Source organism: Arenibacter algicola, assembly GCF_000733925.1.
Taxonomy (GTDB): Bacteria; Bacteroidota; Bacteroidia; order Flavobacteriales; family Flavobacteriaceae; genus Arenibacter; species Arenibacter algicola.
Map to the genome: position 1 here is coordinate 2,734,740 of NZ_JPOO01000003.1, position 13,720 is coordinate 2,748,459.

General features: G+C 41.7%; 9 protein-coding genes. All 9 read right to left on the reverse strand.

Features of this window, described 5'->3' with window-relative positions:
* Nucleotides 1-2: 2 nt before the first annotated feature.
* Complete coding sequence (locus U735_RS0122420; RefSeq protein ID WP_031445961.1) at nt 3-1,217, reverse strand: aminotransferase class V-fold PLP-dependent enzyme; 1,215 nt, start codon at nt 1,215-1,217, stop codon at nt 3-5.
* Nucleotides 1,218-1,277: 60 nt separating this feature from the next.
* On the reverse strand, nt 1,278-2,531 hold the full coding sequence (locus U735_RS0122425) for an amidohydrolase/deacetylase family metallohydrolase (RefSeq protein ID WP_031445962.1): 1,254 nt from the start codon (nt 2,529-2,531) through the stop codon (nt 1,278-1,280).
* Nucleotides 2,532-2,574: 43 nt separating this feature from the next.
* Nucleotides 2,575-4,293, reverse strand: a complete 1,719-nt coding sequence (locus U735_RS0122430) for a PQQ-dependent sugar dehydrogenase (protein WP_051892294.1) — start codon at nt 4,291-4,293, stop codon at nt 2,575-2,577.
* Between the two features lie 336 nt (nt 4,294-4,629).
* Nucleotides 4,630-5,277, reverse strand: coding sequence for a carbohydrate-binding family 9-like protein (locus tag U735_RS0122440; protein ID WP_031445965.1), 648 nt, complete (start codon nt 5,275-5,277; stop codon nt 4,630-4,632).
* 183 nt (nt 5,278-5,460) lie between these two features.
* Nucleotides 5,461-6,480: an LLM class flavin-dependent oxidoreductase gene (locus U735_RS0122445; protein ID WP_031445966.1), complete on the reverse strand. Its 1,020-nt coding sequence runs from the start codon at nt 6,478-6,480 to the stop codon at nt 5,461-5,463.
* Between the two features lie 124 nt (nt 6,481-6,604).
* A complete protein-coding gene (locus U735_RS0122450) occupies nt 6,605-8,011 on the reverse strand; it encodes a c-type cytochrome domain-containing protein (protein ID WP_031445967.1) in 1,407 nt (468 codons plus the stop codon).
* A gap of 5 nt (nt 8,012-8,016) precedes the next feature.
* Nucleotides 8,017-8,961, reverse strand: a complete 945-nt coding sequence (locus U735_RS0122455) for a beta-propeller domain-containing protein (RefSeq protein ID WP_051892296.1) — start codon at nt 8,959-8,961, stop codon at nt 8,017-8,019.
* Nucleotides 8,962-8,988: 27 nt separating this feature from the next.
* Nucleotides 8,989-10,440 (reverse strand): DUF1501 domain-containing protein, encoded by a 1,452-nt coding sequence (locus tag U735_RS0122460; protein WP_031445969.1) that lies wholly within the window; start codon nt 10,438-10,440, stop codon nt 8,989-8,991.
* Nucleotides 10,440-13,415: a PSD1 and planctomycete cytochrome C domain-containing protein gene (locus U735_RS0122465; protein ID WP_031445970.1), complete on the reverse strand. Its 2,976-nt coding sequence runs from the start codon at nt 13,413-13,415 to the stop codon at nt 10,440-10,442. The genes U735_RS0122460 and U735_RS0122465 overlap by 1 nt, the downstream gene beginning before the upstream one ends.
* Nucleotides 13,416-13,720 lie beyond the last annotated feature (305 nt).

The window sequence follows — 13,720 nt, forward strand, 5'->3', positions numbered from 1 at the left end:
AATTACACATTTTCCAACACTTCCTTAATGCGTTTGGCGACTATTCTTTCCTGACCCGGATCCATCATCCATGTAGTTATGCCTATAGTTTCCTTGTCGCCCACAGTAGCTATGGCAGGGTGACCTTCCATTAACTTTTTCCTGGCTTCCTCTGGACTAATCTTAACCAAATTGCTATCCCATTTAATACGTAGGGAAGGAACGTGGTTGGCATAAGGTGGCACATGTATTTCTGTCTGCACCCCTTTTACGGATAAGGCACTGTCGCTAATTAATTTGATTTGATTTTCCCATAGCTCCCATTCCTTTTCATGATCTTTGGCCAAATACATTTCCAGGGCCACCAGCATCCCCAAAACCTCTTCCTTGTTTACTTTCATCCCCCTACCAATAGTGCTTCCACGCGGTGGAGTATGTATCCTAGCCGCTTTAACAAGGTCTTTTTTGCCCAATAACAATCCAGCACTTTGAGGTCCTCTAATTCCTTTTCCTCCTGAAAATGCCACTAAATCGAACCCCATCTTGGTAAATTTAAATAAGTTCTCCACTGGGGGTACGTCCGCGGCACAATCTATAAAAGTCGGAATATTGTGTTTTTTCCCAATAGCTAAAAATTCATCATATTTAATCTCACCATTGTCCGTATTGGCATTCAAAAACCAGAGCATTGCCGTGTTTTTATTAATGGCCTTCTCCATCTCCTTGGCTGTTTTTACCACCACTAGTTTGGCACCAACGTTTAAAAGGGCATGGGTATACCCAATATTATGGCCTTCCTGAATTATTACTTCGTGCTTTAGTCCGGTAGTATCAGGAAGTTGGGCAGCTATTTCGGAATCCATTCCGGAAATTACCCCTGCAAGCCCAATGGACATGGCCCCGAAGGCACCAGAAGAAACAGTGGCATATTCGCACTCTAACAATTCTGCAATTCGTTCACCAACCTTGTCCTGAAGGTCATCCAAATCTACATATTCCGTTGCGCCAAAAACAATTGCCGAAGTAACCTCTTCGGACATTAGAGAACCTGTCATAGATGTATAGGTTCCCGCTGCATTGATAAATGTTCGTATACCCAGCTCCTTGAAAAAATTTCGTTTTGCCGGTTGGGTTACTGCAGCACCAAGTAATTGTGGCGTTAAAAGTCCAGTACCTACCAATCCGCCCACCACAGGAACACTGGATAAGGTTTTCAATAATTTTCTCCTACTAAGCATAATTCATATTTTATAGATTAATCAAATTCATTTCCCGTAAGCAATTGCCTTTAAACAGGTTTACTTCGCATTCCATATAGGCCTGGAAATACCATTAAGATCCCAGACCACATCTCCCTCCCTTAGGGTTAGCTCACATTCCAATTTTTGATCGCCCATCATTTTTTTCCCCTGTGTATCAATAAACCCAAAGTTCCCCTTTCTTAGGTTTAGAATTGTTAGGTCCGCCACAGCTCCGACCGTTAAATGTCCCAAATCCGTACGTTTAATATATTGGGCAGGATTCCAAGTCGCACACTCGATTACCTGTTTTGGGGTCAACCCCATATTGATGAACTTCGACATAATATTGAGCATATCCTTCATTCCCCCGTTCATACTTCCCGTATGCAGATCCGTGCTTATGGAATTAGGTAAAAAACCCTGTTTTATGGCCGGAATGGCTTGCGCAAATACAAAGCTGCCACCGCCATGGCCCACATCAAAAATAATCCCACGTTTTTGGGCGTCAATGACATACTTGCTTACCTTCCCATTTTCATCCACTACAGGAGTTCTTCCTTTTACATGGGCATAGGCATGGGTAAAGATGTCCCCAGGACGAAGCTTTTCCATAAGCAATGTTTCCAAGGACAACTCGGGTTCACTACCTCCAAAATCGATCATAACTGGGATATCGGCCATGGTACCCGCTGAAACCACCCTATTTACGGGTTCCCAATCAAAACCGCTATAATGGGCCAATTTTACCCCTACTATGGTTCCCTTGTGCTGTGAGGCAACATAAGCCGTCATTTTAGGGTTCATATCCTCTATATTTTGCTCAATGGCACCTCCCTTCATGCCCGACCCTATAATGTTCAAGAAGGACAATACCCTTGTTTTGGATTTATCGATCGTCTGTGCCTTGAACGTTTTAAAATTCTTCCATCCGGCTCCACCTACATCCACAATAGTGGTGACCCCACTTCTAAAGGTAAATCCATCAGGGGGCAAGGCAGTAAAACTATTACTTAAATACGCATCCTCCTCGGTCCCAAAAAAATTGTGCCCATGAATATCAAGAAGTCCGGGAGCCACTATTAACCCCTTTGCATCTATCACCGTTTTGGCCTGGTTTTCTGGAATTTTGGAATCGACTTTTGCGATTTTACCATCCTTTATGGCTACATCCATAACTTGGTCCAAATTATTTTTTGTATCGACCACATGCCCACCCTTAATTAAAATGTCGTAGTCCTGTGCGCTCAAGGAAATAGTTGCCGCAAGCAATAGAATAATAACCCAAATCCGATTTTTTAGTATATTTTTCATTTTTTAAAAATATTAGTTGATATAAACACCTCGCATATAAATTCTATAAACTGCTTCTTAGCTTCTTTACTTCTTCTGCTTTTATCTCCCCGGCATCATTCCCAAAATTGGTCCTGATGTAGGTCAGGACATCGGCCACTTCTTCATCACTCAAAAAACTATGTTGTGGCATTACCCCATTGTAGACCTCCCCGTTCACCTCCATGGAACCTTCCATTCCATTTAAAATAATATTGATCAATCTCTCTTTGTCACCAATTACCCATTCCGTTCCATTCAAAGGTGGAAATCTACCCGTGGCACCTCTACCATCCTGTTGATGACAGGTACTGCAATAAGTATAATAAATCTTTTCACCTCCCGTAAATTCTCCCACCATTAGATTATCCTTGGTTTCTTCCGGCGTTCTAATGTGGGCCAATAGCTTTCTTTTTTCCATTTCCACCAATTGTTCCCTGCCAAAATTATTTTTGTCACCCTCAAAAACTATCTTCCATATCCTTCCCTTTACTGAATCGGAAATGTACATACTGTCGTCGGGTCCAAACGCAATACCCATAGGCCTATACTCCGCATCTTTAACACTTACGATGGGATCTACCCCAGCAAAACCATCGGCAAAAACTTCCCAATCCCCGGAAGGCTTTCCGTCCTTAAAAGGAACAAATCCAACAAAATACCCGGATTGTGGGTAAGGTGCTCTGTTGGTTGATCCATGAAAAGCTATAAATGCCCCATTTTTATACCGCTCTGGGAGCTTATCCCCATCATAAAAAACCAAATCGTTTGGTGCCCAGTGTCCAGGAAAGCCCATTATAGGGTCATCAAATTCCTGACATCTCCCAATTATGTTTCCGTCGCCCCCATATTCAGGAGCAAGCACCTTTTTCTCCTGCATTTGGTCATAATAACAATAGGGCCATCCAAAATTTGAACCTTCAGTAACTCTTATAAATTCTTCAGAAGGGAGCAAGGCACTTTCCCAACCGGAATAGATATTTGGAAATAATCTCAGCAAATCATCCCGTCCGTGCATTACAATATACAGATTTTCATCCTCAGAATTCCAATCCATTGCCACAACACTGCGTATCCCAGAGGCATATTTGTAACCATCCTTTTGGGTCTGTCCCAGTTTGTTGGCATCAAAACGCCAGACACCGCCATGGTCCTCCAATTGTGGACATGGATCCATTCCCGGGGCTCCCGGAGTTCTTTTAGGGTTTTGACATGCATTGGAAGGGGCTCCAAAAGGAACATACATATTACCTTTATTATCGAAAGCAATGGGCTTACCTATATGTTCGTGCTTTCCATGTTCATGGTCATCGGTCATGACTATTTCCATTTCCCCTTCAGGTATTAAAGTTCCCGGTTTTAATTTATACCGATAAATAACCAGTTCAGAACTAAAATATAAATAGCCATTATAGATTCTCATCGCCGTAGAATAACTCCATTTTTGAAGCGTACGGTACGCCCCAAATTTTTCTATTACCTCGGCCCTGCCATCATTATTTTTATCTTGAAGTGCAACTATGCCCCCTTTTTCATTGGAGTTTCTAAGTTTGCCGTACAATATACCATCGTCCGTCATAGCCATATGCCGAACCCTTTCCTCTATACTATCCACGACCACCACCGCCTTAAAACCTTCAGGTAAAAATAGGCCTCCGTTAGTTGGTTGTGGCTCACATTGGACCAATAAGAATACCGGGGCAATACAAAAAATTAGTTTTTTGAAATACGGGGAAATAGGCATTGATAGTATATTTAATAAACCTGTGATTGACTCTCCATCATGGGCAATTTTCACCAAAACCAATTATTCCCCAAGTATGATTTGGACTGGAATTGTTGTATTACCCGATAATAATATATTCAGCCTGCATGTAATTCCTGCCTTAAACTTTATAAGATGTGTTCGAACACATCTTAAATTTAATAATACTTTGGAAAACCTACCTATTTTATTGCCAATATTTAACAATTAAATTGTCCAATTGAAATAAAAGTGCGATTTCTATTGAAGGATTACAAAAAATATCCCTTTAAAATATCTTGTTCCTGAAGTGACTTGGAATTACCCTGTTATTGTTTATTGAAAAATCAGTTTGCCAAAAAATTCGGGTCTGTGATAATCGGGCTTTTCGGTTCCAACCGGATTCCAGGTCAAATAATGGCGTTGGGAAGTAGCATCGCCACATTTATAAAAATTTGCAGTGCTCTTTAAGCCCTTTAATTTAATTTCAGGATTATGGGTGAGGATCTCAGCAGGTATTATTATGGTCATTTCCCAAGAAAAATGGCCCGTCCTTTCCGTAAAAGTTTGAGATCCCAGGGAGCTTTGTACCTCAATCAAATTCTTTATAGTATTTGGGTCAACAAATTGACGCTGACCTCTTCCTGCTCCATAAGCCAAATGGACGGTGCCTATACAATTGAATTCAAAATTATAATAATCCCCATTCCCTAGAGGGTCAAAAAAAAATTCCACACAACTATCACGGGCCACAGGACCATTGGTTTCCCCAACACTGGCTAGAATGTTTTTTTCCTTAACGTAATATTTTATCCAAATAGCATTGTTGCTATGTGCTATCCTAAATGCTACACTTGGCCGATAAGAGAATTGATCCCAATTTATTAAGTCGATTGCCTGCAGTTCAGCATGCTCTTCCAAAAGTCGGGATACCTGTTCCAAACCAGCTTGTCCTTTAAATTCTATTTCTTTGACCTTTAGCATTTTCTCCTGACTTTGTATTTCAGATTTGCAAGACATCATTATCCCGCATAGGCACAAAATAAAAAATTTCCTTTTACACATATGGCAAATCTTATAATAGTACAAATTAGCTAAAATTTGTCATCCACACTTCATGAAGCCAGAAATATGAACATAGGAATAAATAAACCTTATAAAGGAACATTACTCCCCACTTAGTAGACTACTCAAAATTTCATAGGACTTTAAACGGTCCTGATGATCAAAAATGTGGGATACCGCCATTATTTCATTGACCCGGGTTGCTTCAATAAAATCGGTAAGCTGTGCCTTTATAGTTTCTCTTGATCCTACAAAACTATAGTGCATCATTTGTTGTATTTGGGCTTTTTCCATCCCCTGCCAAATACCATCCATACTCTCTACTGGCGGTGGCAAAGGCCTTCTTGTATTCCTTATAATTCCTAGGGCCAATTGTTGAAGGCTGGTCTCCAAGAATCTGGCCTTTTCGTCCGTTTCTGCAGCAATAACATTTACACAGGCAATAGTATAGGGTGCCTTACATTGTAGTGAAGCCTCAAAATTTTGATGGTAAAGCCTAAGGGCCTCGTACAAATGGGTTGGTGCAAAATGACTCGCAAAAGCATATGGCAATCCCTTTGCACCCGCCAATTGCGCACTAAAGGTGCTTGAACCTAGTAAATATATTGGAATCTCCAGGCCTTCTCCAGGAATGGCCCGCACCGCTGCATGACTGTTTTCTTTAGAAAAATAGGTCTGTAAGGCCACTATATCCCTTGGAAAATCATGAACAGTTTCCGTTCGATCCCTCCTTAAGGCTTTTGCCGTTAGTTGATCGGTTCCCGGAGCTCTTCCCAAACCCAGGTCCACTCTCCCTGGATAAAGTGTCTCCAAGGTGCCAAATTGTTCCGCCACAATTAAAGGGGCATGATTGGGCAACATAACTCCTCCAGAGCCTACCCTAATTGTCTTGGTACCTTGGGCAATATGTCCTATTAAAATTGGTGTGGCAGAACTCACCAAGCTTTCCATATTGTGATGCTCGGAAATCCAAAACCGCTCAAAACCCAAATTTTCCACATGTTGAGCCAATTCCAAGCTTTTCTGTATGGATTGCAGTGCTGTTGACCCCTCGGCTACAGGCACCAAATCCAATACAGAGAGTTTTATGTTTCCTATGTTCTTGCCGTTATTTTGCACCATTTTCCAGATATTTTTAAGTGAATTGGAAAAGTTTAGTCGAACAGGATTATCATTCCTTAAAACGAAACAAATTTATGAAGTTTACCATCCAAAAAAACGAACAAATTACCCTTGAGAAGCAAAATTACTCCCGCTCATAAATAATGGTAAGGCCCGGATTTTCTTTTTTTAATTGGATTATGTCTGTCTTTGTCACTTGGGTCTGCCACAGGTAAATAGTCTTAAGCTTGGTGAGTTTTGGCACCAGCTCCAAAATACCTTTTGAAACTTTAGTGCCATAAAGATTAAGCGATTCCAAATTCTCCAACTGCGACAAGCTTTTTAATCCCGCATCGGTAATTTCATTTCCTTTGAGGTCAAGCTTTACCAAATTATGTAATAACCCGATTTTTTCGAGATACGCGTCCTTCACCTTGGAATTACCCAGGTTTAACCAAACCAAATGCTCTTTTAGACCTAAAAGAACGTCTATATCGGAAGCCTTAAGAGTGTATTCACTCAAACTGTAATTGGCGTCCAGAAAATAATTATCCTTCATCAAAGGATTGATTACAAATCCACGACTTATTAAGGAATCGACCACAGCCCGATCGGGAGGAGGAATTTTAATATTAAAAAGATTGTTCTTATCCAATCCAAGATAGTTACTTACCAAAGAGGAGAGTGATTTTTCTGTATCCAATTGGGTAACAAAACCGCTGGACGGTGCTCCCATCTTGATCCACCATTTGATCAACACTTTTTCTTGGTCCGTCAACGGCAGTTTTCCCTCTGATGGCATAAAATCGTCATGCTCCATAGGTAAGGTAATCCTTCGTACCAATTCACTCTTCAGGGCATCGCCCGGTACAATGGTGTTATCACTTTCACCTCCAAGCATCATCATCTCATAGGAAGTAAGCATAAGGCCTCCTTTCTTTTTCCCTTCGTTATGACAACTAACACATTTGGATTGCATCATGGGCAATACCAAATCCAGAAACACATCAGCAGAATCCAATACGGCAACTTTTTTACGTGGCTCCATCTTGGAAGGCAATCCGGCCATATTCCTAACGGGATTGGGGGCATATTGCAATAAATAGGTGGAACCATGGGTAAGGTTACCCCCCAAATGGCCTGTGAACATGAGTAAAAAACCGATTAAAAAAACTAAGATCCATTTAGGAACAGATAGGGAGTTGTTCCATTTTTTATTGATATAGTAACACCCAAAGGACAAAAACATTACTGCAATACCAGCCCATTGATGATAAAACAAGGTATCCTCATCATAATCGCCACTAAGGGATAGGAAATAACCAAAAATTACAGCCACAACTGCACTTACTGCTCCCATAAACCATGCTAATGGGGTGTAAATAGCCAAAGGCTTGTATTTGGGCCAGCGGGAAGCCATTTGTATCAAAATGGCCATAATAAGGAAACCTATGGGAAGATGTACCACTACTGGGTGAAATCTTCCTAAAAACAGCAGAATATCTGGCGGATTATCCAAAATACCCCCAATCATTAACAAAACAAAACCCATTTATGCTATTTAAGAGGAGTACCCATCAAAGGTTTTCCATTGGTAGTCAAAATCTGAAAGTGATGCACCCTATGTCCGTCATAACTCCAGACCAAGGATTTATCGGGAGACACCTCAAACAGTTTTATTCCCTTTTGTGCCCCGTAACTGGCAATTACCGTATTTCCGTTGGGTAATCTTTGAGCTCCGCAAGGGTCAACAAATGGAGACTCCTTTACATGGGAATTGTTTATTTCCCAAACCACTTTGCCATTGGCATCAAACTCTACCACCTTGTTTCCATGGGTTAAAGTAACTAAGGTATTGCCATTATCCAAGCGAATGGCCGTAAAGGGCCAATTTTCTGCTTCCCTACCTCCCAAATCTGCCAAATCCGTTCTAAAAACATTCACCACATTACCGTCTGGTTGGTATTCCTTAACGGCAAAGGCCAATAAATGGGGTACCAAGTAATTTCCATTGGGCAATTTCCTGGCCATTCGTGTCTGCATATGAATATTATCGGTATCTGGTTTTAGAGGAACACTTTTAACCACCTCCCCTTTTTTATTAACTTCAACTATTCTTGGATTTGATCCTGATTCGGTAATCATAGTATTGCCATTGGACAAACGCACCACAGTTCCCAATTCCATAGTTTTCTCTGCTCGGGAATAGGTAAAAACCACCTTCTTTTTCTTACTGTATTCCCGCACTTCGTCTGCCCAACAAATAAGGATATTGCCATTTTTTAAGACATAACCGTCCCTTGCGCCCTTTTTTCCGGAATCCCAAATTTCCTCTCCATCCTCTCCAATAATCCCTGTAAAATTCGGTCCCGCTATAAAAAACGAATGCCTAATTTCTTTTGCCTTTATGGGGAAAAGATCAGGTTGAAAAGTAATGCCCTGATTTACAAAAAACAGGGGGGAAATCATTAATAAGAGCAGTCCTTTGCTAAAAATATTCATTCGCGTGTATTAAAATTAAAGTTTGGTTTAGGCTAAAATATCCTTTACAAGGTTCCCGTGAACATCCGTCAATCTCATGTCACGGCCCCCAAATCGGAAGGTCAATTGTTTGTGATCCAATCCCAGCAAGTGCATAATGGTTGCATGTAGGTCATGTACCGTTACCTCGTTTTCTATTACCCGGTAACCATATTCATCGGTTTTGCCAAAGATAGTACCTCCCTTAACACCCGCTCCTGCCATCCACATACTAAACGCGGACGGATTGTGGTCCCTACCATCCGTTCCCTGTGCGAAGGGTGTTCTTCCAAATTCTCCGGTCCAAACCACCAATGTTTCCTCCAACAGTCCACGGGACTTTAAATCCTTGAGCAGTCCGGCTATAGGTTGGTCAACGGCATGTGCATTTTTTTCATGGCCTTTTTTTAAATTACTGTGCTGATCCCACCTGTCAACACCTGGACCAACGTTGGGACAAGTAAGTTCTACAAACCTAACGCCCCTCTCTATCAACCTTCTTGCCAAGATGCATTGAGAAGCATACCCCCTCAAATTGGGATCATCGGAATCCATGCCATACAGTTTTTTGGTGGCCTCAGTTTCCTCCTTAAACTCGGTAAGTTCTGGAATGGAGGATTGCATTTTATAGGCAAGTTCATAATTGGAAATGGCCGATTCCACGGCATCGGCCTCTCCAATTTTCCCAATTAAACTATTATCCAATTGTTTAATAAACTGAAGTTTTTCCTCCTGAAGATTTTTAATGCCTTCCCTTGGATTGATATTGGCTACAGGTTCTGGACCAGATTTAAATACAGAAGCCTGATAGGATGCCGGCAAAAATCCATTCTTAAAATTGTCCAATCCTCCTGGGGGAACCAGCCCCCCGTCCAGAACAACATAGCCAGGTATATTTTTATTCTCGCTCCCCAATCCATAGTTCATCCAGGCACCCATACTTGGGCGTCCCTGTAAACCACTACCGGTATGTAAAAAATAATTGGCATTGGTATGTTCCGGAAAATTGGAAACCATGGATCTTATTAGAGCAATGTCGTCTACGCAGGTGGCAATATGTGGAAACAGATCGCTCACCGGCATCCCACATTCCCCGTATTGCTTAAAATCCCATGGACTTTTTAATATCTTGCCCACATTGTCGAACTGTGTGGCATCTACCTTAAATTTCTTTCTTGGATCCTCCCCGTTCTCCTTGGTGAGACGCGGTTTGGGGTCAAAGGAGTCCACTTGCGATACTCCCCCATCCATATAGAGAAAGATTACGTTTTTTGCCTTGGGCAAATAATGCGGTCCCAAATAAAGGTTGGAAGCAGTTTCTAGGTGACTTGCCCTTTTGCAGCCAAATGGCAGGGTCCCAAAAAGACCCATAAAAGCCAATGACCCGAAACCTCCGGCCGATAAGCCCAACATTTCCCGGCGGGAAATAACCCTTGGTTTAGTATTGTGATGATGGCCCATTATATAAGGTATATGAATTCTTTTAAATTAAAAATACTATGACAATACTCTTTCCATACTGCCATTTCTTGGGTAGCCGAAGCATCTGCCTTTCCCTCCATGGTCCTTAGCATATCAAAAAAATTGGATGCCTTCTCAAGTTCTTCCGAAGTTGCCAAACGTGAAAAAGCCTGCATATAGATCCACTGTACTTTTTCCTCAAAACTGACCAATCCTTTTTCCAATAACTTTCCGGCCATGATTTCTGCCTGTTGTGCAACCAATGGATCGTTCATTAATATCAAGGATTGCGAAGGCACATTGGTAACGTTCCTACTCCCAAAAGTGCTAAAGGGTATTGGACGGTCAAAGGTGGTCATCATTGGCTCCAAGAAATTCCTTCGGACCTCCAAATAAATACTTCTCCGGCCTTCCCCATCTATAGGCCCTGATTTCCCAGGCCGCCCACGACCTTGCATAAATTCAGTAAGATAAGTGGCTACTGGTGGGCCGTACATAGTGGAATCCAAACTTTCTGTAACTACCAGTATTCCATCGCGAATGGCCTCAGCCTCCAACCTTCTTACAGGAAATGAAGCCAAATAAATATTGTTGGGATCCTTATTGGCCAGCAAATCATTCCTTAAAGTACTCCTTTTAAAAGCCTCTGAAGTAACTATTGCCCTTATCATGCTTTTTATGGACCAGCCATCATTCTGAAATTTAACAGCCAGGTAATCCAAGAGTTCAGGATGGGATGGCAATTTTCCCTGAAGGCCAAAATTGTCAACAGTTTCCACAATTCCTCTCCCAAACAAATGGTGCCAAATCCGGTTTACCATCACACGGGATGTTAAAGGATTATCCTTGTTCAACATCACCTCAGCCAATTCCATACGACCGCTACCTTCAGATTTAAATACGGAATCGCCCAATGACAATACCGATAAAAATCTCCTAGGAATAGGTTCTTCGGAAGGCTCCTTATAGTTGCCTCTATTAAAAATAGGGCTGTCAATTCCGTAGCCATCGTATATCCCATTAAAAAAGGAATCGGTTTTTAATCTATTGGCCAATTGTTGGCTACTATCCACCACCGGTTTCAATTCAGGGAAATTTAAAGGCAATTTTCCCTTTTTAAGATCTTCGTTAAGCATTTTAACTTTGTACGGAGAGATATCCAAGGTGGCCCAATTATTATTGACCTGTTCCAAGCTAATCCCATTTTCCATATTGGCCGGCCATTCGCCATCATAGGCAATGGCATATTGTGCCTCTATATATGCATCCTCAGGTAGATTATATATGTGGCGCTCATAACCCCCTGGTATAATTTCAATATATGCCTTTCTGCCTTTCCAGGCCGCCACGTTGAAAACAAAATTATTCCAGTTCCCGGTATTCACCCTTTGGTCCATTCCCCCATAAATGGGATTTTGGATCAATTGAAAATTGTCTATAATTATTCTAATACTACTGTTTTGACCAAGGGCCCTAACCCCAATAAAATCTCTATCCAAGACCATATTCGGAGATCGTAAGGCTCCAAAAATCCCCATTCCCATTGCCTTGCTGGAAGCCTTCCCGTCCTGCAATCCAAGCAATTTACCGGTAGCCGGATCTACTATGGGGTCGCCCAGGGTAGATCGCTGTCCAAAAGCAAAGCCATCACTGGTCCAACCATCAAAATCGCTGCCTCTAAAATCGCCTATAAGGGTATAATTTTTATTTGTCGTGGCTACTGCCTTATTCTGCGCAAGTTCTGCATTTTCAGCACTATTTTTCGCTGTTGACCATTTACTTGCCACCAACTTTCGCATATAGGTTTTAAGATCGACCAATTCCTTGGCCGCCAATTTTTTGTCCTTATCAACATCGGCAGGAACAGGTGAAAACCTGGTACTTTCCATTACCCCATAAAGTGCATAATAATCCGCCGCAGTAATGGGATCGAACTTATGGTCGTGACATTTTGCACAGGAAACCGTCAATCCCTGAAAGGTCTTGGTAGTAACGTCTATCATATTATCAATACGATCTGCCTCGTCCTGGCGCACATCAACAGGACTATGGGTGCCTTCGCCCATTACATAGAAAGTGGTACCGAGCCTAGATTCTGAAACTCCGGTTTCCTTATTTTCCCTAGTATTCTCCAATAAGTCCCCAGCGATATGTTCTTTCAAAATTTGATCGTAGGGTACATCCTCGTTAAATGCCCTGATCAAATAGTCACGGTATTTCCAGGCACCCGTTATGGTATAATCAAATTCGTGGCCCTTTGTTTCGGCGTAGCGCACCAAATCCATCCAATGTCTTGCCCATCTTTCCCCAAAAGCAGGTGAATTCAAATAAACATCCACCATTTTATTATAGGCCACCTTAGTGGTATCAGCAATAAATTTCTGTACATCCTTTGGATTTGGAGGTAAGCCGGTAAGTAAATAGGATACTCTACGGATAAGGGAATTTTTATTGGCAATTGGAACTTTTTCCAAGCCTTTCACTTCCATTTGCTTGCCTATTAAAAAATCGATGGCATTGGGGTCTTCTAGGTCCATTTTGGTTTCCGGGCTAATAAAGGACCAATGTTCTTTCCATTGCGCCCCTTGGTCAATCCACTTGTTCAAAAGGGCTTTTTCCCTCTCGGTAAGCTTCAGATTGGTCTCAGGTGGTGGCATTATCTGGCCAGGATCTTCGTTATAAATACGCTGCACCAGATTACTTTTGGAAGTCTTCCCTGGCACAATGGCATGACCGCCTTCCTTGAGCGCCGCCGTGGCACCTTCGTAAGTATCCAGTCGCAATTCCGCTTTTCTACTACTTGGGTCGGGACCGTGGCACAAATAACAATTCTGTACCAATATGGGTTTTACGTGAAAATTAAAATCGACCACTTTAGGTAAAGGTTCAGAGAACTGTTGTGATCTATCACAAGAAATTCCGAGAAGACCTAGGCTACAAAATAAGATCAGGACATTAATTCTACGCAAATACATTGTCAAAATTTTATACTCATTGTCAAATATAAGCTTTCAAAATATTAATACCAACCATTAAAATTGCACGGATAGGTATAAATTGTGCCTTGAAAGTACAAAAAATAAGGGTTGAACGGAGCTACAACTTACCAATACCTCAACCAGGATTTGCAGAATAATCGTGAGCCTGCTAAATTATTATAAGCGCAAATCTGGATTCCAAAATGAAAATCTATCCTGTGCGACTTCTCCCCCGATAGCTATCGGGAGCCCCGTAAAAGGGACTCAGTAGAAGTGACTACTATTGAGATTACCCCTTATCT

What these genes read in the sequence shown, in the direction of transcription:
- U735_RS0122420 (WP_031445961.1), bottom strand. Translation starts at nt 1,217, where the DNA reads ATGCTTAGTAGGAGAAAATTATTGAAAACCTTATCCAGTGTTCCTGTG.
- U735_RS0122425 (WP_031445962.1), bottom strand. Translation starts at nt 2,531, where the DNA reads ATGAAAAATATACTAAAAAATCGGATTTGGGTTATTATTCTATTGCTT.
- U735_RS0122430 (WP_051892294.1), bottom strand. Translation starts at nt 4,293, where the DNA reads ATGCCTATTTCCCCGTATTTCAAAAAACTAATTTTTTGTATTGCCCCG.
- U735_RS0122440 (WP_031445965.1), bottom strand. Translation starts at nt 5,277, where the DNA reads ATGCTAAAGGTCAAAGAAATAGAATTTAAAGGACAAGCTGGTTTGGAA.
- U735_RS0122445 (WP_031445966.1), bottom strand. Translation starts at nt 6,480, where the DNA reads ATGGTGCAAAATAACGGCAAGAACATAGGAAACATAAAACTCTCTGTA.
- U735_RS0122450 (WP_031445967.1), bottom strand. Translation starts at nt 8,011, where the DNA reads ATGGGTTTTGTTTTGTTAATGATTGGGGGTATTTTGGATAATCCGCCA.
- U735_RS0122455 (WP_051892296.1), bottom strand. Translation starts at nt 8,961, where the DNA reads ATGAATATTTTTAGCAAAGGACTGCTCTTATTAATGATTTCCCCCCTG.
- U735_RS0122460 (WP_031445969.1), bottom strand. Translation starts at nt 10,440, where the DNA reads ATGGGCCATCATCACAATACTAAACCAAGGGTTATTTCCCGCCGGGAA.
- U735_RS0122465 (WP_031445970.1), bottom strand. Translation starts at nt 13,415, where the DNA reads ATGTATTTGCGTAGAATTAATGTCCTGATCTTATTTTGTAGCCTAGGT.